At 67.5% G+C, this 23,507-nt stretch carries 24 protein-coding genes and 1 pseudogene; 16 read left to right on the top strand and 9 right to left on the bottom strand.

The features are described 5' to 3' along the window. Positions 1 to 112: 112 nt before the first annotated feature. Together RI03_RS14540 and RI03_RS14535 are read right to left on the bottom strand one after the other, a co-directional pair. Positions 113 to 922, bottom strand: coding sequence for a phosphate/phosphite/phosphonate ABC transporter substrate-binding protein (locus tag RI03_RS14540; protein WP_010218155.1), 810 nt, complete (start codon positions 920 to 922; stop codon positions 113 to 115). Further along, positions 919 to 1,848, bottom strand: coding sequence for a fatty acid desaturase (locus RI03_RS14535; protein WP_238542379.1), 930 nt, complete (start codon positions 1,846 to 1,848; stop codon positions 919 to 921). Before RI03_RS14535 ends, RI03_RS14540 begins: the two co-directional genes overlap by 4 nt. Before the next feature lie 152 nt (positions 1,849 to 2,000). Here RI03_RS14535 and RI03_RS14530 point away from each other — a divergent pair, with 152 nt between their 5' ends. Further along, positions 2,001 to 3,350: an FAD/NAD(P)-binding protein gene (locus tag RI03_RS14530; protein WP_010218152.1), complete on the top strand. Its 1,350-nt coding sequence runs from the start codon at positions 2,001 to 2,003 to the stop codon at positions 3,348 to 3,350. Positions 3,351 to 3,564: 214 nt separating this feature from the next. On the opposite strand, the gene RI03_RS14525 is transcribed toward RI03_RS14530, so the two are convergent. Both RI03_RS14525 and RI03_RS14520 read right to left on the bottom strand, forming a co-directional pair. Next, the gene (locus RI03_RS14525; protein WP_010218151.1) at positions 3,565 to 5,067 is read right to left on the bottom strand and encodes a DHA2 family efflux MFS transporter permease subunit; all 1,503 of its coding nucleotides are present in this window, start codon (positions 5,065 to 5,067) and stop codon (positions 3,565 to 3,567) included. Positions 5,068 to 5,180: 113 nt separating this feature from the next. Then, entirely contained in the window at positions 5,181 to 6,932 is a 1,752-nt protein-coding gene (locus RI03_RS14520) for a glycoside hydrolase family 15 protein (RefSeq protein WP_010218150.1), read from the bottom strand. 188 nt (positions 6,933 to 7,120) lie between these two features. Between RI03_RS14520 and RI03_RS14515 the strand changes: the two genes are divergently transcribed. The 10 genes from RI03_RS14515 (at position 7,121) to RI03_RS14470 (ending at position 16,288) form a co-directional block, all read left to right on the top strand. Then, complete coding sequence (locus RI03_RS14515; protein ID WP_010218149.1) at positions 7,121 to 8,251, top strand: Gfo/Idh/MocA family protein; 1,131 nt, start codon at positions 7,121 to 7,123, stop codon at positions 8,249 to 8,251. 105 nt (positions 8,252 to 8,356) lie between these two features. Beyond that, complete coding sequence (locus RI03_RS14510; RefSeq protein ID WP_010218148.1) at positions 8,357 to 8,722, top strand: PAS domain-containing protein; 366 nt, start codon at positions 8,357 to 8,359, stop codon at positions 8,720 to 8,722. Between the two features lie 6 nt (positions 8,723 to 8,728). Next, positions 8,729 to 10,033, top strand: a complete 1,305-nt coding sequence (locus tag RI03_RS14505; protein ID WP_010218147.1) for a sensor domain-containing diguanylate cyclase — start codon at positions 8,729 to 8,731, stop codon at positions 10,031 to 10,033. After that, the gene (locus RI03_RS14500) at positions 10,030 to 11,211 is read left to right on the top strand and encodes an AMP-binding protein (RefSeq protein WP_010218146.1); all 1,182 of its coding nucleotides are present in this window, start codon (positions 10,030 to 10,032) and stop codon (positions 11,209 to 11,211) included. Before RI03_RS14505 ends, RI03_RS14500 begins: the two co-directional genes overlap by 4 nt. 5 nt (positions 11,212 to 11,216) lie before the next feature. Beyond that, the gene (locus RI03_RS14495) at positions 11,217 to 11,987 is read left to right on the top strand and encodes an EAL domain-containing protein (RefSeq protein ID WP_010218145.1); all 771 of its coding nucleotides are present in this window, start codon (positions 11,217 to 11,219) and stop codon (positions 11,985 to 11,987) included. A gap of 109 nt (positions 11,988 to 12,096) precedes the next feature. Further along, positions 12,097 to 13,002, top strand: coding sequence for an ATP-grasp domain-containing protein (locus RI03_RS14490; protein ID WP_010218143.1), 906 nt, complete (start codon positions 12,097 to 12,099; stop codon positions 13,000 to 13,002). After that, on the top strand, positions 13,002 to 14,018 hold the full coding sequence (locus RI03_RS14485; protein WP_010218141.1) for an LLM class flavin-dependent oxidoreductase: 1,017 nt from the start codon (positions 13,002 to 13,004) through the stop codon (positions 14,016 to 14,018). The genes RI03_RS14490 and RI03_RS14485 overlap by 1 nt, the downstream gene beginning before the upstream one ends. Next, positions 14,015 to 14,749, top strand: coding sequence for a methionine ABC transporter ATP-binding protein (locus RI03_RS14480; RefSeq protein WP_010218139.1), 735 nt, complete (start codon positions 14,015 to 14,017; stop codon positions 14,747 to 14,749). The genes RI03_RS14485 and RI03_RS14480 overlap by 4 nt, the downstream gene beginning before the upstream one ends. Further along, complete coding sequence (locus RI03_RS14475) at positions 14,746 to 15,411, top strand: methionine ABC transporter permease (RefSeq protein WP_010218137.1); 666 nt, start codon at positions 14,746 to 14,748, stop codon at positions 15,409 to 15,411. Before RI03_RS14480 ends, RI03_RS14475 begins: the two co-directional genes overlap by 4 nt. A 79-nt stretch (positions 15,412 to 15,490) precedes the next feature. Continuing rightward, positions 15,491 to 16,288, top strand: a complete 798-nt coding sequence (locus tag RI03_RS14470; protein ID WP_010218134.1) for a MetQ/NlpA family ABC transporter substrate-binding protein — start codon at positions 15,491 to 15,493, stop codon at positions 16,286 to 16,288. A 10-nt stretch (positions 16,289 to 16,298) separates the two neighbouring features. On the opposite strand, the gene RI03_RS24690 is transcribed toward RI03_RS14470, so the two are convergent. Both RI03_RS24690 and RI03_RS24685 read right to left on the bottom strand, forming a co-directional pair. Next, the gene (locus RI03_RS24690) at positions 16,299 to 17,687 is read right to left on the bottom strand and encodes a glycoside hydrolase family 9 protein (RefSeq protein ID WP_238542378.1); all 1,389 of its coding nucleotides are present in this window, start codon (positions 17,685 to 17,687) and stop codon (positions 16,299 to 16,301) included. 152 nt (positions 17,688 to 17,839) lie between these two features. After that, positions 17,840 to 18,175, bottom strand: a pseudogene (locus RI03_RS24685) (glycoside hydrolase family 9 protein); the annotation flags it as partial. 90 nt (positions 18,176 to 18,265) lie between these two features. Between RI03_RS24685 and RI03_RS24680 the strand changes: the two are divergent. Next, positions 18,266 to 18,967, top strand: coding sequence for a hypothetical protein (locus RI03_RS24680; RefSeq protein ID WP_238542377.1), 702 nt, complete (start codon positions 18,266 to 18,268; stop codon positions 18,965 to 18,967). Positions 18,968 to 19,036: 69 nt separating this feature from the next. On the opposite strand, the gene RI03_RS14460 is transcribed toward RI03_RS24680, so the two are convergent. Then, positions 19,037 to 20,008, bottom strand: a complete 972-nt coding sequence (locus RI03_RS14460; protein WP_010218132.1) for an alpha/beta hydrolase — start codon at positions 20,006 to 20,008, stop codon at positions 19,037 to 19,039. Between the two features lie 210 nt (positions 20,009 to 20,218). Between RI03_RS14460 and RI03_RS14455 the strand changes: the two genes are divergently transcribed. Genes RI03_RS14455 through RI03_RS14445 form a run of 3 tightly spaced genes read left to right on the top strand, consistent with a single transcriptional unit; the run spans position 20,219 to position 21,341 of the window. Next, on the top strand, positions 20,219 to 20,689 hold the full coding sequence (locus RI03_RS14455) for a DUF3617 family protein (RefSeq protein WP_081504226.1): 471 nt from the start codon (positions 20,219 to 20,221) through the stop codon (positions 20,687 to 20,689). A gap of 57 nt (positions 20,690 to 20,746) precedes the next feature. Further along, positions 20,747 to 21,079, top strand: coding sequence for a hypothetical protein (locus RI03_RS14450; RefSeq protein ID WP_010218128.1), 333 nt, complete (start codon positions 20,747 to 20,749; stop codon positions 21,077 to 21,079). Between the two features lie 58 nt (positions 21,080 to 21,137). Then, complete coding sequence (locus RI03_RS14445; RefSeq protein WP_238542376.1) at positions 21,138 to 21,341, top strand: hypothetical protein; 204 nt, start codon at positions 21,138 to 21,140, stop codon at positions 21,339 to 21,341. A 6-nt stretch (positions 21,342 to 21,347) separates the two neighbouring features. On the opposite strand, the gene RI03_RS14440 is transcribed toward RI03_RS14445, so the two are convergent. Beyond that, complete coding sequence (locus RI03_RS14440; RefSeq protein WP_238542375.1) at positions 21,348 to 21,632, bottom strand: hypothetical protein; 285 nt, start codon at positions 21,630 to 21,632, stop codon at positions 21,348 to 21,350. A gap of 61 nt (positions 21,633 to 21,693) precedes the next feature. Continuing rightward, on the bottom strand, positions 21,694 to 22,251 hold the full coding sequence (locus tag RI03_RS14435; RefSeq protein ID WP_010218124.1) for a transcriptional regulator: 558 nt from the start codon (positions 22,249 to 22,251) through the stop codon (positions 21,694 to 21,696). 364 nt (positions 22,252 to 22,615) lie between these two features. Between RI03_RS14435 and RI03_RS14430 the strand changes: the two genes are divergently transcribed. Continuing rightward, entirely contained in the window at positions 22,616 to 23,503 is an 888-nt protein-coding gene (locus RI03_RS14430) for a diacylglycerol/lipid kinase family protein (RefSeq protein ID WP_010218123.1), read from the top strand. Positions 23,504 to 23,507: the final 4 nt, after the last annotated feature.

The following is a 23,507-nucleotide window of genomic DNA, read 5'->3' as shown; positions in this document are numbered from 1 at the left end:
ATGGGCAATCCCGCTGCGCCAGAGTGAAGCGCGGTTGCGCCGGACGGAAATCGTCATCGCCCGCGCGCGGCTGCAGGACAGGCTCGGTTCATCCCGAACCGCTCCCCGCACCTCATTGGAGGACCGGATACCCCGCTGCCACTGCGTCGTTTTCGAGCGCGCGGACGCGGGCGTAGCGGTCTTCCCCCGCCGGGATGACGTCGGCGAGGAACAGCGCGGCGCGGACGTCGGCCAGCGAAGGATCGGCGACCGCTTCGGCGAGCGCGATGCGCAGCGCGGCAACCGTCGCGATGCTGGTCGAGCGCGCCGTCACGAACGGTAGCGTGGGGGAGGCGGCGGTGTTCGCGAGGATCCGCAGGCCCGCGATCGCGGCGGGTTCGAAGCGGCGCAGTGCGGCAAAAGTAACGGCATCGATCGCGGCGATATCGGCGCGGCCCCTGCGGACCGCGTCGACGCTCGCGCGGTGCGAACCGGTCTCGATCACCGCAGCGAAGAAGCGACCGTCGCGGGCGAGCGGTGCGACCGTCGCGCGGAACAGGTTGTGCCCGCTGTTCGACCTGCGTGAATTGATCGCGGCGCGGCGGTCACGAAAGGCATCGAGCGTCGCTGCCGGATCGTCGCTGCGGACGACGATGTGGCTGACGTGCTCGCCACTTGCGCACCCCGGCACATCATAGACTGGCACGCCGATCACGCGAAGCGCAAGGTCGGGGTCGCTGACGAGCGGATAGCCGCAAGTCTGCGCGAACAGCAGGTCGGGCGCGCGCCAGATCGCCTCGACCGAGCGCGACCGGTCGAGCCGTCGGCGCGCGCGGATTCCGCGTGCGTCCAGACGCCGCGCAATCTCGCCCCACAGGCGATCGTTGGCGGCGTGCTGCGCGGGGTGGTCATACATGCCGAGCGAGGCGATCCCGCGGTTCATGCCCCGCCCCCCGCCGGATGGACCAGCACGTCGTGCCGCCGCAGCGCGAACCGCCGCACCACCGCACCATAGCCGGCGTACGTCGCGCGCGCATCCGGCGCGAGCCGGGCGCGGTTTGCGCGGTGGTAGGCGGGCAGGCGATACCAGGCGAGCTCCGGCCGGTCGTGATGCGCCGCGTGGAGATTGTTGTTGAGGTACAGCAGGCCGAGCACGCCCCCGCGCTCGACCGTTGCGGCGCGGCCGGGCGCGGCGAGATCGGCGCGGTGTTCGACGAAGGATCGGAGCAAGGTGAGTGCCATGCCCGGATATACGAACAGCAGCAGATATCGGCCCAAGGCGAACTGCGTCCACGCCAGCCACGCAAGGATCACCGCGACCGCTACGAGATGCGGCACCCAGTCGCGCACGACCGCACCCGGCGCATGGCGCACGCGGCGGCATTCCTCGACAGCGAGCGCGGCGACCAGCAGCAGCGGCCCGAGCACCAACCGCCCCAGCAGCGGCGCCTGCGCGCGCGCGACGAGCAACGCCAGCGCGGAGGGTCGCGCAATATAGCGCGATTCAGGATCGTGGCGCGGGTCGGTGATCGACTCGCTGCGATGATGCGCGACATGGCTGCGGCGATACAGCGCATAGGGCAGCCACACCGCGAGCGGCGCGAAGCCGATCGCGGTGTTGATCCAGCGGAGCCGCGTCGGGTGGCCGTGGATCGTCTCGTGCTGGAGCGAGCCATGCCATGCGATCAGCCACGTCCCGATCACCAGCAGCAGCGGATCGGGGATCGCCGCGTGCCAGAAGGTGGCGAGCAGCCACCCGGCGTAGATCGCGGTGGCGACCAGCAGCGTGGGCAGCTCGACCGCCAAACGCGAACCGCGCCCGCGGGGTGGCGCGGATCGGGCTTCAGCGGCATGTGCGTTTCGGGCCATGTCGACATACTCTACCGATCTGGTATGAATTGAAGCCGCATTATTCTATCGGGCGGATAAGCTGGGCTATTTACCGACGCGCTCAAGGATTATGGCAGGGGACGACGCACAATGACCAACCCGGCAAGCAGCCCCCGCGCAGGAAGACCCGCATGATCGAACATGTCGCGATCATCGGCGGAGGGTTTTCGGGATCGCTCGCCGCGATCAACCTCGTCCGGCATGACGGCCCGCGCGCCACGCTGATCGATCGTGCGGCGGATGCGGGGACGGGGCTGGCGTATGGCGCGGCGCATCCGGCGCATCTGCTCAACGTCCGCGCGGGCAATATGAGCGCGTTTCCCGACGATCCCGCGCATTTCACGCGCTGGCTGGAGACGCAGGGGACCACCGCAGGGCCGCAGACCTTCGTCCCGCGGCTTGTGTACGGCGCGTATCTGCGCGCGGTGCTCGATCAGGTCATCGCCGACCATCCCGACCGGTTGCGGATCGTGCGCGGCGAAGTCACGGATCTCATCAAAACCGACGCGGTCCGCGTCGTCATGGCCGATGGCGCGAGCGTGACCGCGGATGCCGCGATCCTTGCGCTCGGCAATCTCCCGCCGCACGCGCCCGGCGGGCTCGATCTCGATGCGCTTCCGGCAGCGCGATATGCGGGTGACTGCTGGGCAGCGGACGCCACCGCCGGTCTAGGCGACGAGGATACCGTGCTGGTGCTGGGCACCGGGCAGACGATGGTCGATGTCGCGCTTTTGCTCGAGGCCAAGGGGTTCGCGGGGCGGATCGTCGCGCTGTCGCGGCGTGGCTTGCTGCCGCACGCGCATGCTGCCCCCGGCGCGCCGTTCACCCCGATCCGCGATCGTCCCGCGAGCGTGCTGTCGGCGCTGGTGCGGACGCTGCGCGCACGGAGCGAAGCGGTCGGCTGGCGCGGCGCGATCGACGAGTTGCGGCCATTCACGCAGGACATGTGGCGCGCGGCGTCGGTGGCGGAGCGCGCGCGGTTCATCCGGCATGCGCGGCCGTGGTGGGACATCCACCGCCATCGCCTCGCGCCCGACGTCGCCGAACGGATGGCAGCGTTGCGCGCAAACGGTCGGCTCGCGCTCGTCGCTGGGAAGGTCGACGGGGTCGCTCGCTGTGCGGACGGCGTCGAGGTCGCGTGGCGACCCCGCGGCGCGGACGACGTGGCGAGGCTGACGGTCCAGCGGATCATCAATTGCACCGGCCCGCAGGGCGATCTGCGCAGGACCAGCGCGACGGTGCTGCAACGGCTCACCGCGCGCGGCGCGATCCGGCCCGATCCCGCCGCGCTCGGGATCGACGTGGATGATCAGATGCGCGTCCTGTCCGCCGATGGCACGCCCAGCGACCGCCTGTTCGCGCTCGGCCCGATGACGCGCGGCGCGTTCTGGGAGATTGTCGCGGTGCCCGATATCCGCACCCAGGCGTGGACGCTCGCGCGCCGCCTTTCCAACGCGCATTGGGTGGCGGAGGGGCTTTAGGCGCCAAGCGTATGGCGCGCTTTCACACACCCTCTTGCTGTTTGGCGTGAGCCTCCTCTCACCGTGCCGATCAATCCTGTCGAAGCGAAGAGGGCTCGCACAAAGCCACAAAGTCACAAAGGCTTTTGCTTCTTCGTGGCTTGGTGGCTTTGTGCGAGACAAATCGTGGCCAGACGCAGTGCGCTGCGCGCGGTACCAGCCCGAACCCCGACCCTCAGCCGCCCCGATGCCCGCTAAGCTCGGCCCCCGCATCGCGCGCGAAGCGGCAGTTCCAGATTGTCGCCGACGCCGAGACCGCGGTCACCACGAAGAACGCCAGCGTAAACGCCCCGAGCGCAGGCGTCGTCCTGCCCGTCCCGAGCATCCCGACATGCAGCGACGCCGCCCCGACGCAAATGCCGAGCGACAGCATCAATTGCTGGAAGGTCGCGTAGAAGCTGGTCGCGCTGCTCATTCGCGACGAGGGGATCTCGTCATAGGCGATCGTATTGTACGCCGAGAACTGGAACGACATGAAGAAGCCCGACAGCATCAGCACGCCGAAGATCGCCGGGATCGGCCAGTCGGGGCGGAACAGCCCGCACACCGCATAGCCGGCACTCGCGCAGATCCCGCCAACGATCAGGCTGTTGCGGAACCCGAAGCGGCGCAGCACGCGCGGCGCGAGCCCCTTCATCGCGAGCGACCCGATCGCGCCCGCAACGGTGATCGCGCCGCTCGCCGCCGCGGTCATCCCGAAGCCAAGCTGGAGCATCATCGGCAACAGGAACGGCTGCGCGCCCTGCGTGATCCGCGTCAGCGACCCGCCGATGACCGACAGCCGGAACGACGGGATTCGCATCAGGGACAAGTCGAGGATCGGATCGCTGCGGCGCTTCGCATGGCGGATGTACAGCACCCCAGAGACGAGCCCGACCGCAATCAGCGCGATTGCCTGCGCAAATTCGCCCGTCCGGCTGGTCATCTCGAACCCGAACAACAGGCACCCCAGCGATACGCCCGACAGCAGAAAGCCGGGCACGTCGAACCGCGCGGGGTTCGCCTCGCGCACCTCGCCGATGAAGCGCGTCACCAGCACTACGCCGAGCAGCCCGATCGGCACGTTGAGGTAAAAGATCCAGCGCCAGTCGAGATAGGTGACGATCGCGCCCCCCACCGGCGGCCCGAGGATCGGCCCGATCAGCGCGGGCATGATCAGCCACGACATCGCCTGGACCATGTCTTCCTTGGCGACGCTGCGGAGCAGCACCAGCCGCCCGATCGGGATCATCATCGCGCCGCCCAGCCCCTGCAGGAACCGTGCGCCCATCATGAACGGCAGGCTGCTCGCAAAGCCGCACAACACCGACCCGCCGACGAAGATCAGGATCGCCGCGCGGAAGATCGTGCGCGACCCGAACCGGTCCGCGATCCGGCCGCTTGCGGGAATGAAGATCGCGAGCGCGAGGAGATAGGAGGTGAGCGCCGACCCCATGCTGGTCGCGGGCACGCCGAAGTCGCGCGCCATCGTCGGCAGCGCGGTCGCGAGCACGGTCGCATCCATCTGCTCCATGAACAAGGCGCAGGCGATGATCAGTGCGGTGACGCGATAGTTGCGCGGGGTATGCGGGAGCGTCCCCGGTTCCCTGGCGACCTGCGTGATCGTCCCGGCGGCGGGCAGGATGCCGTCGCGGATTTCGCTGTTGATCGACGCCAGCCCGCGACGGCGCAACCTCACTTCGGCTTCCTGGAGACGTCTTGATCGGAACGAACGGTGGCAAAGAACACGGGCATTACCGTGCTACGTAGGTGTGACCGCCAATGCTGCAATGCAAAAAGCCGCTGTGGCGGTCACCGTTCGCGTGAATCGAGGGTGGCGGCCGTCTGCAGCACCGCCAGATGAGTCAGCCCCTGCGGCAGGTTGCCGAGGAAGCTGCCCGTCACCGGATCGACCATCTCGGTATAGAGCCCGACCCCGCGATCGAGCCGGCGGATTGCCTCCGCAAAGGTCGCCTCGGCAGCATCCCATTGCTCGAGCGCAGCCCGCGCGGCGACCATCCAGAAGGTCACCGCAAGGAAGCACCCTTCCTCCCGCTCGGCGCCCGAGTAACGGTAATGGAAGCCATTCACGCCCAGCTCGGCGTCGACCGCGTCGAGCGTCCGCGCGAGCCGGTCCTTGCCGTCGAACCCGAACCGCACCGCGAGCGTGATCGCCGCATCGAGCCGTTCGGTGCCCGGATAGAACACATACGCCTTGCGCGTTTCCGACCAGCAATGCTGCTCGATCCATTCCGCGATCCGGTCGCGTTCGCGCGCCCAGCGGTCGCGCCCGGTGGTGGGGAGATGCCCCGCGTCGGCAAGCTCGACCGCGCGTTGCAGCGCCTGCCAGCAGCTGATCTTCGAGGTCGTGTAATGTTGCGCCTCGGGCAGCTCCCAGATCCCCGCATCCTTCTGACGCCACGAATCGGCGCACAGGTCGGCAAGGTGGACCAGGGTCTGCGCGCTGGTGCCGTCGAGGATATGCCCGCACGCGACGAACTCGCCCGCAGTCTCGAAGATGTCGCCGTAAATGCCGTGCTGGTGCTGGTCGCCCGCGGCATTGCCCGTCACCACCGGCAGCGACCCGCGATACCCCGGAACCGCGATTTCGGTCACCGGTTCGACGGGATCGCCGCCGACCGTATAGCAGACGCGCGGAACGTCATAGCCGAGGCGCTTGAGCAACCAGGTGAACCCCGCCTTCGCCTCGGCAGTCGCGCCGATCCGCAGGAACGCCTTGATCGTATACCCCGCGTCGCGGATCCAGGCGTAGCGATAGTCCCAATTCTTGTCCCCGCCGATCCGTTCGGGGAGCGAAGTGGTCGCCGCCGCGACGATCGCGCCGCTGGGCGAGTAGAGCAGCAGCTTGAGCGCAAGCGCGCTGCGCAGCACGAGGTCGCGGTGCGGGCCGTCATGCCGCAGCCGTTCGGTCCACGCGCGCCATTCGGCGTCGGACAGGTCGATCCGCGCATCGATCTCGGCGATGTCGGGGACGATCAACGGCTCGTCCGATCCCGCGACGATCGCGACGGTCGCGCGCTCGCCGGCCCCGACCGTGACCGACGCGGTGATCCCGGAATCGTCACGCTGCGTGATCGCGACACTGTCGCTCGCCAGAAACAGCCCGAGCACGCTGCCGACATGGAACACGTCGTGCTTGCCCGACCGCGCGAAATAGGGGCTGACGGTGTCCGCCCGACGCCCGAAGCGCAGGTCGATCGCAAAATCGACGCTGCCTTCGATCCCTTCGATCCGGCGCGCCAGTTCGGCCCAGGGCAGCCGACCCGCGGTCCCGCTGTTGAGCGACTCGACGAGGATCGCTCGCCCGCTCGCGGTGGTGAAGATCGTTTCGAGGACATTGCTCGCCGCGCGATACCGGCGTTCGACCATGGTCGGCGCGGTCGGTGCGATCGCGAAGCGGCCGCCGTCCTTGCCGTCGAGCAGCCGGTCGAACAGCGGCGGCGAATCCATGTTGGGCACGCACCACCAGTCGATCGATCCGTCGGACCCGCACAGCGCGACCGCGCGCCCGTCGCCCAGCGCGCCGTAATCCTCGAGCGGCAACGCGCCGCTCTCATCCCGCTCAGGGGTAAACTGTTGAAGTTGTGACAAATTCGCGCGGCTCCGGCGGGGCGGGGTGCCACGTCCTCCAAGCAAACTCGCGATCCGCCGCAAATGTCCCGGAAAATGTTTTGCGGAGCCGCAGCGCATCCGGCGCGTTCGGCAGCGGTATCCTTACCCCGGAGAATTCTATGAGCATCGCAGCCGCCCTCGGGCTGACCAAGAAGGTTCGTTACGCCGTCGTCGGCGCGGGCGACATCACCCAGTCGGCGATGATGCCCGGCATTGCACACACCGGCAATTCCGAGCTGACCGCGATCGTCACCGGCGATCCCGAAAAGGCGAAGGCGCTGGCGGACCATTATGGCGTCAAGCACACCTACGCCTATGAGCAGTTCGACCAGTTGCTCGCCTCGGGCGAGATCGACGCGGTCTATCTCGGCACGCCCAACTGGCGCCACGCCGAATTCGCGATCCCCGCGCTGAAGGCCGGCATCCACGTGCTGAGCGAAAAGCCGCTCGAAATCTCGGTCGAGCAGGCCGAAACGATCCGCGCGGCGGCGGATGTGTCGACCGCCAAGCTGATGGTCGCTTACCGGTTGCATTTCGAACCGGGCACGCTCGATGCGATCGACCGGATCCGCAAGGGCGAGCTGGGCGATCTGATCGCCTTCACCTCCTGCTTCACGCAGAAGGTCGACCCCGCCAACCACCGCGCGCAGAACGGGGTCGAGGCGGGGCCGCTGTTCGACATGGCGCCGTATCCGATCAACGCGATCCGCTATCTGTTCGGCGCGGAGCCGCTCGCCGTCGAGGCGGCGGTCGGCACGCGACAGGCCGGGAACGGCCTCGGCGATTTCGACGATACGGTGGCGGTCACGCTGCGCATGCCGGGCGACAAGCTCGCACAATTCACCGTCTCGTACTTTGCCAATGCCGTCGACAGCCTGATCATCGCGGGGACCAAGGGCAGCATCCACATGAGCCCCGCGTTCGGGTTCGGCGAGGGGATCGCGCAGCATCGCCGGGTCGGCGAGGACAAGAGCGAGCAGACCTTCAAGGCCACCGATCAGTTCGGCGGCGAGTTGCGCTATTTCTCCGACTGCATCCTCAACGATCGCGATCCCGAGCCCGACGCCGAGGAAGGCATTGCCGACCTGCGTGTGATCGAGGGCATCGTGCGCGCGCTCAAGAGCGGGCAGCGCGAAGACCTGCCGCCATTCCAGCGGATGCGCCGGATCGACCCCGGCTCGCAGGTGCAGACGCTGGGCGCCGTGTCGCCGCCGAAGAACGTCAACGCATCGAGCCCGACGGGAAAGTAACCCGCTGAAATCCCCCGCGCACCGGTCCGATGGGCTGGTGCGTGGGGGTTTAGTTGACGGTCGCTTAACTTCCCCCGCCTATCGCGATCGCCGAAGGGAAGTTCTGTGGCTGTATCAACCGCGTTCGACGATATCGAGATTGCCGCGCTCGCCGCGCTGCCGCCGGAGGTGCGCGACGGCTTGCCCTACGGTGTCGTCGGACTCGACCCAGCCGGTCTGGTCGTCGTCTACAGTGCCGCCGAAGCGCGGATGGCCGGGCTCGACCGTGAATCGGTCGTCGGCATGCCGTTCTTCGATGCGGTCGCGCAATGCATGAACAACTTCATGGTCGCGCAACGGTTCGAGGACGAGACCGAGCTCGACGAGACGCTCCCCTATGTCCTGACGTTGCGGATGCGGCCGACGCGGGTGCGGCTGCGGCTGCTCGCCACCAGCACCGAACCGTTGAACTATATCCTCATCGAACGGTAACGCGGGATGACCGACGATCTGGCGCGCGATCACGAGCAACTGCTCGAATTCCTCTATGCCTGCCCGGTCGGGCTGGTCGAGTTCGATGCCACCGGTGCGATCCTGATGATCAATCCGCATGCGATGAAGCATTTGCTCCCGCTCGCAGGTGCGCGCGATCCGAGCAACCTGTTCGCCATGCTGCAGGGGTGCGCGCCCGAATTGCGCAATCTGTACGACGATTATCCCAAGGACCGCGGGACGATCTGCGACGGCCACCGGATCGCGGTCGACATCGGCGTCGGGCCGCGCGGCAAGGACCCGAAGGTGCTCGCCTGCACGCTCGTCAAGCTCGCGCCCGGCCGCGCGATCGCCACTTTCGCCGACATCACGGTCCAGGTCGCGCAGGAACGGCGGCTGCGCCAGACCGAGACGTGGTTCGGCTCGCTGATCAGCGGGATCAACGATTATGCGGTGCTGTCGATCACTGCCGACGGGATGATCGACGGGGTCAACGCCGCCTTCACCCGGCAGAGCGGCCGACCGATCGAGGACGTGGAGGGGCAGCCGCTCGACCGGATCCTCAACGTCGACATGGCGGCCGGCTCGCCGAGCCTGTGCGACCAGTTGCGCCTCGCGGAACGCGACGGCTGGTATCTCGACGAAAGCTGGCAGCAGCGCACGACCGGGGAACGCTATTGGTGCCAGCGGCTGTTCGCGATGCGGCCCGAAACCGGTGACGCATGCCAGCCGAAGGGCTTTTCCGTCGTGCTGCGCGACGTCGCGCGCGATGAATCGGACACGTCCGACCTGCGCCGGCTGCTGCTGTTCGATCATCTGACCGGTGCGGCCAACCGAACGCATTTCCTGCAATTGTTCGAGCGCGAGCAGCGCCGCTGGCAGGTGAGCCGCCAGCCGCTGTCGCTGGTCCTGCTCGACGTCGATTTCTTCAAGGCGGTCAACGATCTGCATGGGCACCCGACCGGGGACGTCGTGCTCAAGCAATTGTCGCAGGTCTGCATCGCGATGCTGCGCCCGTCGGACCTGTTCGCGCGGCTGGGCGGGGAGGAATTCGCGGTGCTGTTGCCCGATACCGGGCTGGACGAGGCGGTCGCGATGGCCGACCGGTTGCGCGCCGCGGTGGCGGCGATGGTCATCGCGACGCCCGACGGACCGTTGCGGATCACCGCGAGCTTCGGCTGCGCGACCGCGACCGAGGCCTGCGCGAGCGTCGACGGGATGATCGGGCTGGCGGACGGGCACCTCTACGCCGCCAAACATGCCGGGCGAAACCGCGTCCACGCGCGCTTGCCGTTGTCGGACGTCGCATGACGACCGCGATCCCCCGGGAGGCGTTGCGCCGGATCGTCACCTGCCTCGTCACCGCGGAAACCAATCGGACGCGAGCCGACACGCGCAGGGGCGGAGCCGAAGATCCGGCGGCGTGGGCGGACGATCGACTGTGGTCGGTCGGGTCGGTCCCGCTCGATTCGCTCGAAACCGTCAACGCGGGTGCGGCGCTCTACGAGATGTTCGGGCTCGAGGCGCTCCAGCATGATGCGACGCGCGGACCGCCCACGACGGTCGGCGCGTGGCTGGACGATATCGCACGCTTCCAGCGCGGCGAAGACGCCAGCCTGACGGTGATGACGTCCGGATCGACCGGACGGCCAAAACCTTGCGTCCACGCGATCCGCGATCTGCAGGCCGAGGCGCGGCATTTCGGCGCGATGCTGCCGGACGTGCGGCGAGTCATCGCGCTGGTCCCGGCGCATCACATCTACGGCTTGATCTGGACCGCGCTGCTCCCGGCAACGCTGGATGTTCCGGTGGTCGCCGCAACCGCGATGACGCTGCCGCCGCTCGAACAGGGCGACCTGATCGTCGCGGTGCCCGATCACTGGCGCGCGCTGGCCCGCGCGCGGAGAAGCTGGTCCGCCGGGGTCGCGGGTGTAAGTGCGGGCGCACCGCTCGACGACGCGCTGGCGGGAACGCTGCTCGACGCGGGTCTCGACCGGCTGCTCGACGTCTATGGTTCGTCCGAGACCGGGGGTATCGCGGTGCGCGCGCTGCCGGACGCTGCGTACACGCTGCTCCCGCGCTGGCGGTTTGCCGAAACGACCGGGCCGGACGCGGCGGTGATCCGCGATCGGCACGGCAACGAGACCGTGCTCCCGGATATACTCGATGTCGCGGTCGACGGGCGTTTTGCGGTGATCGGCCGGCGCGACGGGGCGGTGCAGGTCGGCGGGGTCAATGTCTGGCCCGAACAGGTTGCGCACGTCTTGCGGCAATGTCCCGGTATTGCCGATGCAGCCGTCAGGCTTGGCGACCAGCACCGGCTCAAGGCGTTCGTCGTACCGGTGCATTCCGAAGACCAGAATGCCTTGCTCGACCGACTGATTCCCTATGTCCGACGCTTTCTGCTTCCAGAACAGCGACCTACGTCATACGCTCTGGGACCTGTCCTGCCGCGCACCGCGCTGGGCAAGCCGTGTGACTGGACGTGAGCGTGATGCAGCCGATCACCGCAGCGACCGCGTCTACCGCAGCGCCCGCCAGATGCGGGGGCTGCCGTGACGGAACCCTGCTGCCGTTCGACTTCACGATGGCGTTCCAGCCGATCGTCGATGTCGCGGCGGAGCGGATCTGGGGCTATGAAGCGCTGGTCCGCAGCCTAGCCGGGGAAGGGGCCGCGTTCGTCCTCGATCAGGTCCAGCCACCGCATGTCTATGGTTTCGACCAAGCGTGTCGGATCAAGGCGGTCGAGCTTGCCAGCGCGCTGTTCCCGCCGGACCCCGACGTCAAACTGTCGATCAATTTCATGCCCAATGCGGTCTACGAGCCCAACGCTTGTATCCGCGCGACGCTGACCGCGGCGAAACGGGTCGGGTTCGACCCCGGCCGACTCATGTTCGAATTCACCGAGGATGAGCGGATGCGCGATATCTCGCATCTGCGCGCTATCATCGCGGCCTATCAGGCGCAGGGGTTCACGACCGCGGTCGACGATTTTGGTGCGGGCTATGCCGGGCTTGGCCTGCTCACCGAGCTGCGGCCCGACGTGCTCAAGATCGACATGAAGCTGGTGCGGGGGATCGATCGCTCCCCGACCAAGCGCGCGATCGTCCGGTCGATCGTCGGGCTGGCGGCGGAGCTCGGTATCACCCCGCTGGCCGAGGGGATCGAGACGGCGGAGGAACTCGCGGCGATCCGCGCGCTCGGGATAACGCTGTGCCAGGGGTATCTGCTGGGGCACCCGAAGTTGGCGTTCGCCACCGCCTGATATCCGGCGACGCGCCGATCAAAGAAATCCTTCTTTTGCCGCAAGCAGGTGTTTGCCGACGCGATGGGGCGCAGGTTGCATTGGGGGCGCGGCTTTTGCAGGAGACAGCGTGGCGGATCTGGCTTTGCTTTATGAACATCCGGCGTGGTTCGCGCCTTTGTTCGATACCCTCGGACGGCGTGGGATCGATTATGTCGCGGTCCGACCCGACGGGCATTTCGACCCGGCGGACCGGACCGCCCCGGCGCGTGTGGTGTTCAACCGGATCGCGATGTCGAGCTTCCTGCGCAGCGACGAGCATCCGATCTTCTACGGCATCGCGCTGCTCGACCATTGGCGCCGCGCGGGCGCGCGGATCGTCAACGGGCCGGAGGTGCTCGCGATCGATTCCTCCAAGGCCCGGCAATTGTCGCTGATCGCCGGGCTTGGCCTTGCGATCCCCGCGACGCGCGTGGTGCATCGTGCCGCCGACGTCGAAGCCGCTGCCGCGACAATCGGTTTCCCGCTGGTGGTGAAGGCCAATATCGGCGGATCGGGCGCGGGCATCGTCCGCTACGATTCGATGGACGAGCTGCGCGCTGCGATCGCCGACACGGCGCTGCCGACGAGCGTCGACGGGGTGTTGCTGGTGCAGGATTACGTTCCCGCGCGAAACGGCACGGTCACGCGGATCGAAACGCTCGACCGCGCCTATCTCTACGCGCTCGATATCGCGGGCGGGGGCACGTTCGACCTGTGCCCGGCGGACGCCTGCCAGGTGCCGGGTGCGCCGATCCCGATGGTGTCGACCGACCCCGGCCCCGAGTTGCGCGCCGCTGCCGAGGCGATCGCCACCGCTGCGGGGCTCGACGTCGGCGGGGTCGAGGTGATGATCGACGACCGCGACGGGGTGCCGCGCTTCTACGATATCAACGCACTGTCCAATTTCGTCGCGAAACCGCTCGACGTGCTCGGCTGGGACCCGCACGACCGGCTGGTCGATTATCTCGAGACCGTGATCGCGGAGGCACGCTGATGCGTTATGGATATTGGACGCCGGTGTTCGGCGGCTGGCTGCGCAACGTCGCCGACGAGGGGATGGAGGCGAGCTGGGATTATACGAAACGGCTGACCCAGCGCGCCGAGCAGATCGGCTATGACCTGACACTGATCGCCGAGCTCAACCTCAACGACATCAAGGGTGTCGAGCAACCCGCGCTCGACGCCTGGTCGACCGCCGCTGCGCTTGCCGCGGTGACCGAGACGATCGAGCTGATGGTCGCGGTGCGCCCGAACTTCCACCACCCCGCGCTGTTCGCCAAGGCCGCGGCCAATATCGACCGGATCGCGGGCGGGCGGCTTGCGCTCAACGTCGTGTCGTCGTGGTGGGCGGACGAGGCGAAGCAATATGGCCTGCAGTTCGACGAGCATGACGATCGCTATGCGCGCACTGCCGAATGGCTCGACGTGGTCGATGGCCTGTGGACCGAGGAGCGGTTCAGCTTTTCCGGGCAATTCTACCGCACCGAAAACGCGATCTGCGCGCCCAAGCCCGTGAAGCGTCCGACCGTCTACGCTGGCGGGGAGAGCGAAAAGGCCAAGACGCTGATCGCGCGCCAATGCGACGCCTATGTGATGCACGGCGACCCGGTAGACGCGATCGCGCCCAAGATCGCGGACATGGCGGCGCGGCGGGAAGCCGCCGGGGGCGTGCCGATGCAGTACGGCATGGCGGCCTATGCGATCGTGCGCGACAGCGAGGCCGAGGCGCAGCGCGAGCTCGAGCGGATAACGACCGTGACCGAACTGCCCGCGGGCTATGCCAATTTCGACCAGTGGCTGTCGGGAACGCAGCTCGAGCGCGACCTCAAGATCCAGGAATATTCGGTGTCGAACCGTGGGTTGCGGCCGCATCTCGTCGGCACCCCCGAGCAGCTTCGCCAGCGCATCGCCGATTACGAGGGCGTCGGGCTCGACCTGCTGCTGCTCCAGATGAGCCCGCAGGCCGAGGAAATGGAACGGTTCGCAGCACAGGTGATCGGCACGCCGTGATTGCGCTGATCGATATCGGCAAGCGCTTCGACGCAAGCGCCACGCCCGCGCTCGACGGCGTCTCGCTGTCGGTCGCGCGCGGCGAGGTGTTCGGCGTGATCGGGCCATCGGGGGCGGGCAAGTCGACGCTGATCCGGCTGATCAACGCGCTCGAACGCCCGAGCGCGGGGCGGGTCGAGATCGACGGGATCGATATCGGGACGCTCCCGGCGGCGGGCCTGCGCGCGTTGCGGCAGCGGATCGGGATGATCTTCCAGAATTTCGGACTGCTGTCGTCGCGGACGGTCGCGGACAATGTCGCGTTTCCGCTCGCGCTTGCGGGCGTACCCGCCGCCGAGCGAAAGGCGCGGGTGGCCGAGTTGCTCGACCGCGTCGGGCTCGCCGACCATGCCGCGAAATATCCCGCGCAACTGTCGGGCGGGCAGAAGCAACGCGTCGGAATCGCGCGCGCGCTTGCGACCGGGCCCGACATCCTGCTGTGCGACGAGGCGACCAGCGCGCTCGACCCCGAGGCGACGCGCAGCGTGCTCGCGCTGCTGCGGCAGCTCAACCAGGAACTCGGGCTGACGATCGTGCTGATCACGCACGAGATGGACGTGGTGCGCGCGGTGTGTGACCGCGTCGCGGTGCTCGAACAGGGGCGCGTGGTCGAGAGCGGGCGCGTCGACACCGTGTTCGCGGAGGCGCGCCACGCCGCCACGCAGCGGATGCTCGCGGGGTTGCAGGCATGAGCGGCTGGTTTTCCAACGTGAACTGGGCGGATATCGCCGCCGCCTGTCGCGATACGCTGGTGATGCTCGGCGCGTCGCTCGCGCTGACGGTGGTGCTGGGACTGCCGCTCGGCGTGCTGCTGTACGTGACCGGCAAGCGCCAGATCGGCGCGAACCGGTGGCTCAACGGGGTGCTCGGGGTGGTCATCAACGTGCTACGTTCGGTGCCGTTCATCATCCTGCTGATCGTGATGATCCCGCTGACGGTGGCGCTGGTGGGGACGTCGCTTGGCGTCGTCGGCGCGATCCTGCCGCTGGTGGTGGGCGCGGCGCCGTTCTGCGCGAGGCTGGTCGAGGGGGCGTTGCGCGAGGTCGACCGGACGACGATCGAGGCGACGCAGGCGATGGGCGCGACGCCGCTCCAGATCGTCACCGGCACGCTGATCCCCGAGGCGCTCCCCGGGCTGATCTCGGGGGCGACGGTCACTGCGGTGGCGCTGGTGTCGTTCACCGCGATGGCGGGCGTGGTCGGCGCGGGCGGGCTCGGCGATCTCGCGATCCGCTTCGGCTACCAGCGCTTCCAGACGGACGTGATGATCGTTACGGTTGCGCTGCTGGTGGTGCTCGTCCAGCTCATCCAGTTCGCGGGTGACCGTCTCGCGCAGTCGGTGACGCGCCGCTAGATACACCGGCATACCCCCAACCGTTCGCTCGAAACGAACGGTCAGGGGGATCAACGCAGATACAAGCTAGGAACCCCGCATGAACCGCCGCCTGCTGCTCGCAGCCCTGCCGATCCTCGCCATCGCCGCCTGCTCGCCCGGAGGCTCGAAGACCGACGGCACCACGCTGACCGTCGCCGCGACCGCGGTACCGCATGCGGAGATCCTCGAATCGGTCAAGCCGGCGCTCGCCAAGCAAGGCGTCGATCTCCAGATCCGCGTCTTCAACGATTATGTGCAGCCCAACCTGCAGGTCGACCAGAAGCAGATCGACGTGAACTACTTCGAGACCAAGCCGTACCTCGACACGTTCAACGCCGCGCGCGGGACGCATCTCGTGACCTACGCGGGAGTCCACGTCGAACCGCTCGGCGGCTATTCGCGCAAGTACAAGACGATCGCCGCGCTTCCCACCGGCGCGACCGTCGCCATCCCGAACGAGCCGAGCAACGGCGGGCGGGCGTTGCTGCTCCTCCAGAAGGCCGGGCTGATCCGGCTCAGGAACCCGACCGACCCGCTCGCGACGCTCGCCGATATCGCGAGCAACCCGAAGAAACTGCAGTTCAAGGAGCTCGAGGCGGCGACGCTCCCGCGCGTGCTCGATCAGGTCGATCTCGCGATGATCAACACCAACTACGCGCTCGACGCGAAACTCAACCCGGTGCGCGACGCGCTGGTGATCGAGGACGCCAAGTCGCCCTACGTCAACTTCCTCGTCGGCCGCGCCGGGGGCGAGAAGGACCCGCGGGTCGTCAAGCTGATCGCGGCATTGCGCAGCCCGGCGACCCGCGCCTTCATCACCGACCATTACAAGGGCGCGGTGCTCCCGGCGTTCTGAGGCGCGGCCCTTACGGCGTCTCCGCCGCGGTCGCCATCGCGGCGCGCGCGGCGAGGATGTAGGCCGAGGTCGTGCTGACGGTGTATTCGTTCTCGAACCACAGGAACGGCCAGTCGACCTTCGCCTCGGGGAAATCGGGTTTGATGATCAGCACGCCCGGCACCATCCCGCCCGGGATGAAGCTGTAGTCCGCGCGGTTGTGCCCATAGCCGATCAGCTTGGACGCGGTCCCGACGGTCGAGACGAGCGACAGGTTGTTCGCCGGATGCCGCCCGAGCACATAGTCGATCGCATCGAGCGTATAACCGGTTCCGATCAGCTCGGGGAACGCCTTGTGCATCAGGTACATCGTCGTCCCGAAGCTGACGACCTGGTTCGAGCCCGCCCAGGTCCCGTCGGCGATCGGCACGCCGAACGGGTTCTTCGCCATGTCACGGTCGACCTTCGCCTTGGTCGCCTGCACCAGCGGGACGAGTTGCGCACGATAGGACGCGTCCATCAGCGGGATCGCGCGGACCGCGGCGCTGCCGACCCACTCGAAGTGTCGCTGGATGACCGGCATCAGCGCGCGCAGGCGATCGGCGTAGACCTTGTCACCGTTGGTGGTGAGCAACAGCTCGACCGTCGCCACGACATTGGCATTCTCGGCGGATCGCGGCGACGACGAGTCATCGCGCCCGTCGCCGCCGGCGGTAACGCCTTGCTGCTTGCTCCACAGCGCCTTGGCCGCCGCGAGCGCTTCCGCCGCCATCGCCGGGTCGCTCGAGCGCAATGCCCGGCTCGATCCCGCCAGCGCGCCCGCGACCGTCAGGTTGTTCGCGGGGTAATCGGTCGTGAACGCCCAGCGGTCATCCTGCGCGCCGGACGCGCCGCCCTTGCGTTCGGTCGGCTTGAGCTTGGGATCGTAGAGCAGCCCGTCGGTCTGCGAGCCCGAATCCCCGAGATGCGCATATTGCCGCAGCGCCGGATCGACGATCCCGACGATCGCATGGCCGAACACCTTATATTGCGCGAGCAACTGGAGCGTGCCGTGGCGGATCTGCTGGACCGCATCCTCGACCCCGTCGGGCTTGCGGATCTCGACCGCGCGCGCGGATTCGTCGATGCTGGTCTCGTCCCAGTCGAGCCCGAACAGCTCACGCGCCCACACCAGATCGCGCACGACCGAGGCGTTCTCGGGGGTCTGGATGTCGTAATCGCCCACATCCTGCCACCCGCCGACCGCGAGGCCGGGGATATGCTCGCCCGCCTTGAACGGGGAATCGAGCTTCGCCCCCATCTTGTAGCCGTCGAAATGCACGTGGTTGGCGGGCGCCTGGCGCGCATCGTCGAGATGCGACGGCGCCGACCAGACGCGATATTGCTCGCGGATGCCGACGTGATCCATCTGCTCGGCCATGAAGGTGTCGAGCGAGGTCTGCCAGATCCGGCTGTACGCGTCGCTCGCGATCCGGAACGGGTTGGTTGTCTGCCCCGCATAGGCAATCGCGTAGACGCGGGTTCGCGCACGCTCGAGAAATCGAACGCGGCATAGTCGTAGCGCGTCCAGCGTCCGCGCGGCTGGGTCTTCGCGCGCAGCACCGGCTGCTGGCTACCGTCGGCGGCGAGGCGGACCAGGGTCGCTTCGGCGGGTGCCTTGAAGTTCGGGTCGAGCTCGATTAGCGCGACCTTGCGGCGCCCTGGCGTATAGCCCGCCTGGTTGAACGATACGACCGGCGCGCGGACCCAGTCCTTGATGACGTTGGGGCGGACATGCCAGACGATCGCATTCTCCTTCGCACCGGCCGGGATCTCCGAGCGGACCACGAACCACCCGTTCTGCGCGCGGTTGCGCGCGTCGTAGAGCGCGATCGGCGCGGTGTCCGAGGTGATGCTCACGCGCGTCATCGCGTCTTCGGGCGAAAGCGTGATCGCCTTGCCGCCCGACGCGAGCGGGAGCGGATCGCCCGATCCGTCCTTCGCCATCGGTCCGGTCGGATGCCGCGGGAACAGGCCCGGCGCGGCGTCCATCAGATAGGTCTTGCCGAAATAGGCGGTGGGGAGGAAATCGAGGTTGAACCCCGCCTTGCCCGCAAGGTTCGCAGGAAGTGGCTGGTCGAGGTCGACCGCGATCCGGAAGCCGCCGCTCTCGGCGGTGACCTTCACGCTATAGGCGAGGTTGACCGTCTTGTAGTCGGATCGCACGACGAGCTGGTTGGGCTCGGTCCCGCGCGTCCGGCTGATGAACGCGGGGACCTGCGCCCATTGCTCGGGCGTCTTGTCGAGCCGGACCGCACCGTCGGTCGCAATCCGGTCGCCGTGGAGGACGATCTGGATCCCGGCGTTCTTCTCGTCGAAGAAGATCGGGCTGAACTTGTTCTGGTCGACGATGACCGTCAGGCCCTGCGTCTCCAGCGTTTCGGCCGGGGTGACGACGAGGCCGCGGTCCTTCGACTGGGCGGACACGGCGGCCGGACCGGCGATCACGGCGACAGAGGCAAGCAACGCGACAACGACTCGTTTCGACATGAGCACTTCCTTGCGTCTGGAATTAGGACGGGCGCGGTGGTGCGATCAGGCGCTGGCACCGGTCCCGTTACGATGATTGGGAAAGCACCTCACTCCGCCGTCACCCTGAACTTGTTTCAGGGTCCACCGCGAGACGGCCTCAGGGCCCGCAAGCGGAGAAGTGGATGCTGAAACACGTTCAGCATGACGGCGGGTTGGAAGCGGATGCGGAGACACGTTAATCCTGACGGCGGACGGCAATCAGCCGGCGCGCTTGAGATAGCCGTGCATCGCGAGCCAGCGCGCGAACGAGTCGAACCAGCCGGTGCTGGTGGTCGTCTTGGGATACATGCCGAAGCCGTGCCCGCCCTGTTCGAACAGATGGAATTCGACCGGGCGCTTGGCGGTCCGCCAGGAATCGATCAGCCCGTATCCCGCATTGCCGAACAACGGATCGTCCGCCGCCAGCGCGATGAACAGCGGCGGCGCGTTCGCGGGAACCGTCACCGGCGCGAGCGGGCCGTAGATATCACCGAGGAACGCAGGCTTCGCATCGCTCCCCGAAAGCGCGGTCGCCATCGTCAGCATCGCGCCCGCCGAGAAGCCGACCATCCCGATCCGGTCCGGATCGACATGCCATTCGCCCGCGCGCTTGCGGATCAGCGCGAAGGCGGCGCGGGAATCGGCCAGCTGTGGCGCAAGGTGCGCCATCATTTCTTCAGGCGTAGGGCGCGGTGGTCGCGGACCTGCGCCGGTTGCGGGCGGGCCGGACGATTGCGCGAACGCGGCGAGATCCTGCGGGGTCTGGTTGAGCCGGTATTTCAGCACGAATGCAGCGACGCCTCGGGCGGCGAGCGCCTTTGCGACGTCCCAGCCCTCATTCTCCATCGACAGCGTCTGGAACCCGCCGCCGGGCGCGACCACCACCGCCGCGCCGGTGGCCTTCGCCGGATCGGGGAGGAAAGGGGTCAGCGTCGCGACGACGACGTTGCGCGCGAACACGCTGCCATATTGGCTGTGCCACGCTTCCGGGGCCTTTGCGTCGGGGAGCGTACCGGTCCCGAGCGGGATCGCGGTGGGCTGTGCCGGGGTGGCGATCGCGCTCATCTTGTCGCTCTGCGCCTGCACCGGTGTCGCGAAGGCGACCGCCGCAAGCAGCCCGTATCTGGCGAAACCCTTGCGAATGGACGTGGCGAATCCGCCTGACGCCTTTCTGCGCACCGCATGAACCATGATCGCTCTCCCAAGCCTATCGTTCTTTCGGGGGAGACTACCGTTAGCGCTACCATCACGCAATAGTCGGACTATGCAAAACGGTCGAATATTCAAAAGCCTTCACGATGATGCCGTAACGCTTTCGGAAGCCATGAAAATCTGGAGGTGTCAGCGGCTTCCGGGTGCACATGGCTTGCGCCCGGACCGGCCACCGGCCACTTTGCCGGCATGATGAAAAGTGTGATTCTGCGGGTGCTTGCGTTGCCGTTAATGGTCTCTCCGGGGGCGCTTCCGGCGCAATCGGTCGCCCCCGGGCGCTGGGCCGTGAAATCGACGGCGGTCGATCTCGACATTCCCGGCGCGCCCAAATTCCTGCTGCGGATGGCGAAGGGGCGATCCAAGACCGAGGAGAAATGCCTGACGCCCGATCAGGCGAAGACGGGGATCGCGGCGGTGCTTGCGCCCGACCCGAAGGCGCAATGCCGTGTCGACGGTCTTCAGGTCGCGGGCGGGCGGTATGTGCAAACGCTAAGCTGTCCGCAGAAGAAGGGGCCGCCGCTGAAGATCGTGCGTGAGGGGACCTATCAGGCGAGCGGGTTTACCGGGCAGGCGCAGATGCAGGGGATGACCCCCAAGGGCGCAATGCGGATCCGGCTTGACCAGCAGGCGACTCATGTTGCCGGTGTCTGCCGCGGCTGAAAGCGGCGGATCGCCTGGCCACTCGCTGCGTTGAAGCGACCGATTGCGAGGAACCCGATGGCCCATGCCAGCAATATCGTCGAGTGCGCGGGGCCGGACAGCCCCTATGCGTTCGAGAATATCCCGCTCCAGCCGCGTAACGGCGCGCTCGATGCGAAATGCCCGATCTGTCATGGCTTCGGGCAATGGAACAGCCAGATCGACCTCGTGAGCTTCCGCTGCGTCCGCGCAATTTGCGACGAATGTCACGGTGCGGGCTGGGTCGAGACCGGGACCGACCCGGTCGCGCTGCCCGATATCGTGATGGCCCCGGAGGGCTATCCCAAGTGGATCGTCCGCTATGTCGCGCAAGCCGACGCACAGACTGCGGGGCGTGACGGCATGCTGTGACGCCGGCGCGGCGTGGCTCGGAATGCGCGTTCGCGCGTTCAGGCAGGACAAGGAGAGCATGATGACCGACGATCGCAGCCAGACCGAATCCCAGCCCGACTCGCTTCCCGAGACCGATCCCGCCGATACCGCGGTCGAGCAGATCATTCCGCCCGAGCAGCCGCCGATGGACGATGCCGCCGGCGGCCCGCAGGTCGATGTCGAGCAGGACGACATGGACGATGTCTCGGTCGACGACCTGTCAGTGCAAGGCGGCGAATAAACGCCGTCAGGTGAAAGGGGTGAGGCGCTCGAACCAGTCGGCATAGGGCGTGTTGCGCGCCATGTGCCGGTTCAGATCGGGGGCCCCGTCCGTCCACCAGACGGGGCCCCGTTCGCCGAGCGCGTGCTTCGCCGCATCGACATCGGCGTGAGCACTCGCTTCGGCTTCGGGATCACCGGCACGCTTCGCCACCCCGACCGTGCGACGCGCGGTCATCAGGTCCTTTACCAGCGCCGCCCGTTGATCTTCGGCGAGCGCCGGATTGGCCAACCGCCACAATCGACCGCGCACCACGAATATCGTCCGTCCGGTGTGACCGGATGCCGTCCCGCAAGACGTGTCGCTGCCTCCGTCATGCGCTGCGTTCCGTCACGAACCGTTCCGCCGCTGCGCACGCTGCCCGCCACCGCTGCTGATCCTCGACCGCGTCGGGCAACGCGCGATGCGCCGGGGGCCCGTCGTTCGCGCGCAGATCCTCGAGCGCGACAAGATCAGCGACCGCGATTGCGAGGTCGCTTGCCGGCACCACGCGCGCCAGGATCGCGGCGACGCTTTCGCTGCGGGCGTCGTCGCTGTCGCGCAGCCGCAGGCTATGCCGATCGATCCCGGCCGCGCGCAGCAGCGCGCTCAACCATTTGCCGTCCCACGACGGCGCCGTCGCCCGCAGGTCGTGCCCGGCAAGTTCCTGCAGCATCCGCGCGGCCACCACGTCATGCGACGTGCCCTCCGCAATCAACGTCGCACGGGGGATGTGGTGGATCGCCTCGGCGGCATCGTCCCAGTCGGTCCACTCGGGCGCGGGCCTGATCAGATGGCTTTCGGACCGACCGTCCTCGAACACCCAGGCGACTTCGATCGGGTAGCTTTTCTTGGCGAGCGACGAGGCTTCGAAATCGAGGAATACCAGCATCGTCGTTCAACGCCCCAGCCGCACAAACGCCGCAAACGCGAAAGGCCGCCCCTTGCGGGACGGCCTTTCCATTGTCGTGCCTGAAGCTGCGGCTCAGCCGAGCGCGACCTCGATGTTGGAGGCCAGACCCGTGAAACGTGCCGCGAGCGGCATTTGACAATGAGACATTCGACCACCTCCTTTCAGTTGTTGACAGTAACCCTCATGTGGGGGCGGGGCGCGGCGGTTCAAGACCCGCAAGTGTGTGATTTTGCTGGGTTCGATCATGGCAGGCCGCGGGGCTTTCGGTCGGCGCGCGTGCGGGGGTGGAGGCGATGTTGATGGAAGGGCCGGAGCCACTCCCCCTCTTGCGAGTTGTTGCGAAATGGAAACAACGCCCCTCCCGCGCGAAGCCGCGCTGATCGTCAATGCCGCGTCGCGAAAGGGGCAGGACCTGTTCGAGACCGCGTGCGAAAAGCTCAAGTCCGCGGGGATCTCGCTCCGCGCGGCGCATGCGGTGAAAGACCCCGGCGACATGGACGAAACGATGCGCGCGGCGGTCGCGAGCGGCGTGCCGATGGTGATCGTCGGCGGTGGCGACGGGTCGTTGTCGGGCGTGGTCGGACAGCTGGTGGGGAAGGACTGCGTGTTCGCGGTGCTCCCGCTTGGCACCGCCAACAGCTTCGCCCGCTCGCTCGGGCTTCCGCTCGACCTCGACGGCGCGATCGACGTGATCGCGAACGGCTGGCGGCGGCGGGTCGACCTCGGGATGATCGACGACACCTATTTCGTCAACGGCGCGTCGATCGGCCTGTCGACGATGATCGGCGAGACCGTCCCGCACACGCTCAAGCGCTACGCCGGGCGCGTCGGCTATCTGTTGTGGGCGATCAAATGTTCGGTCCCGTTCCGCGCCTTCCGGCTCGAGCTCAACGACGGGACGCGCAAGCAGACGATGTGGGCGACCGAGCTGCGGATCCTCAACGGCTGGCACCACGGCGGGGTCGCGCTGTCGGACGATGCCGATGTCGCGTCGAACGAATTGCTGCTCCAGGCGGTCGTCGGGCAAAGCAAGCTCGTGCTCGCGCGCGACTGGTACGCGAAGTTCTTCAAGCTCCGCGACAAGGACGCCTGCAGCCGCGACTTCCACGGCCAAAGCTTCCGCATCACGACCAAACCGCCGCTGCGCATTTCGGTCGATGGCGAAGTGCTCGCCTGCACCCCGGTGACCGCGCGTGTCGCCCCCGATGCGATCGAGGTCGCGGTCCCGTGACTGC

The sequence above is a fragment of the Sphingomonas sp. PAMC 26621 genome (assembly GCF_000251145.1).
GTDB lineage: Bacteria > Pseudomonadota > Alphaproteobacteria > Sphingomonadales > Sphingomonadaceae > Sphingomonas.
The sequence above is the reverse complement of the archived record's forward strand: the minus strand, read 5'-3'. Positions and strand labels throughout refer to the sequence as shown.

What these genes read in the sequence shown, in the direction of transcription:
- RI03_RS14540 (WP_010218155.1), bottom strand. Translation starts at nt 922, where the DNA reads ATGAACCGCGGGATCGCCTCGCTCGGCATGTATGACCACCCCGCGCAG.
- RI03_RS14535 (WP_238542379.1), bottom strand. Translation starts at nt 1,848, where the DNA reads ATGGCCCGAAACGCACATGCCGCTGAAGCCCGATCCGCGCCACCCCGC.
- RI03_RS14530 (WP_010218152.1), top strand. Translation starts at nt 2,001, where the DNA reads ATGATCGAACATGTCGCGATCATCGGCGGAGGGTTTTCGGGATCGCTC.
- RI03_RS14515 (WP_010218149.1), top strand. Translation starts at nt 7,121, where the DNA reads ATGAGCATCGCAGCCGCCCTCGGGCTGACCAAGAAGGTTCGTTACGCC.
- RI03_RS14505 (WP_010218147.1), top strand. Translation starts at nt 8,729, where the DNA reads ATGACCGACGATCTGGCGCGCGATCACGAGCAACTGCTCGAATTCCTC.
- RI03_RS14500 (WP_010218146.1), top strand. Translation starts at nt 10,030, where the DNA reads ATGACGACCGCGATCCCCCGGGAGGCGTTGCGCCGGATCGTCACCTGC.
- RI03_RS14495 (WP_010218145.1), top strand. Translation starts at nt 11,217, where the DNA reads ATGCAGCCGATCACCGCAGCGACCGCGTCTACCGCAGCGCCCGCCAGA.
- RI03_RS14485 (WP_010218141.1), top strand. Translation starts at nt 13,002, where the DNA reads ATGCGTTATGGATATTGGACGCCGGTGTTCGGCGGCTGGCTGCGCAAC.
- RI03_RS14475 (WP_010218137.1), top strand. Translation starts at nt 14,746, where the DNA reads ATGAGCGGCTGGTTTTCCAACGTGAACTGGGCGGATATCGCCGCCGCC.
- RI03_RS14470 (WP_010218134.1), top strand. Translation starts at nt 15,491, where the DNA reads ATGAACCGCCGCCTGCTGCTCGCAGCCCTGCCGATCCTCGCCATCGCC.
- RI03_RS24690 (WP_238542378.1), bottom strand. Translation starts at nt 17,687, where the DNA reads ATGGCCGAGCAGATGGATCACGTCGGCATCCGCGAGCAATATCGCGTC.
- RI03_RS24680 (WP_238542377.1), top strand. Translation starts at nt 18,266, where the DNA reads ATGCCGCGGGAACAGGCCCGGCGCGGCGTCCATCAGATAGGTCTTGCC.
- RI03_RS14460 (WP_010218132.1), bottom strand. Translation starts at nt 20,008, where the DNA reads ATGGTTCATGCGGTGCGCAGAAAGGCGTCAGGCGGATTCGCCACGTCC.
- RI03_RS14455 (WP_081504226.1), top strand. Translation starts at nt 20,219, where the DNA reads ATGATGAAAAGTGTGATTCTGCGGGTGCTTGCGTTGCCGTTAATGGTC.
- RI03_RS14450 (WP_010218128.1), top strand. Translation starts at nt 20,747, where the DNA reads ATGGCCCATGCCAGCAATATCGTCGAGTGCGCGGGGCCGGACAGCCCC.
- RI03_RS14445 (WP_238542376.1), top strand. Translation starts at nt 21,138, where the DNA reads ATGATGACCGACGATCGCAGCCAGACCGAATCCCAGCCCGACTCGCTT.
- RI03_RS14435 (WP_010218124.1), bottom strand. Translation starts at nt 22,251, where the DNA reads ATGCTGGTATTCCTCGATTTCGAAGCCTCGTCGCTCGCCAAGAAAAGC.
- RI03_RS14430 (WP_010218123.1), top strand. Translation starts at nt 22,616, where the DNA reads ATGGAAACAACGCCCCTCCCGCGCGAAGCCGCGCTGATCGTCAATGCC.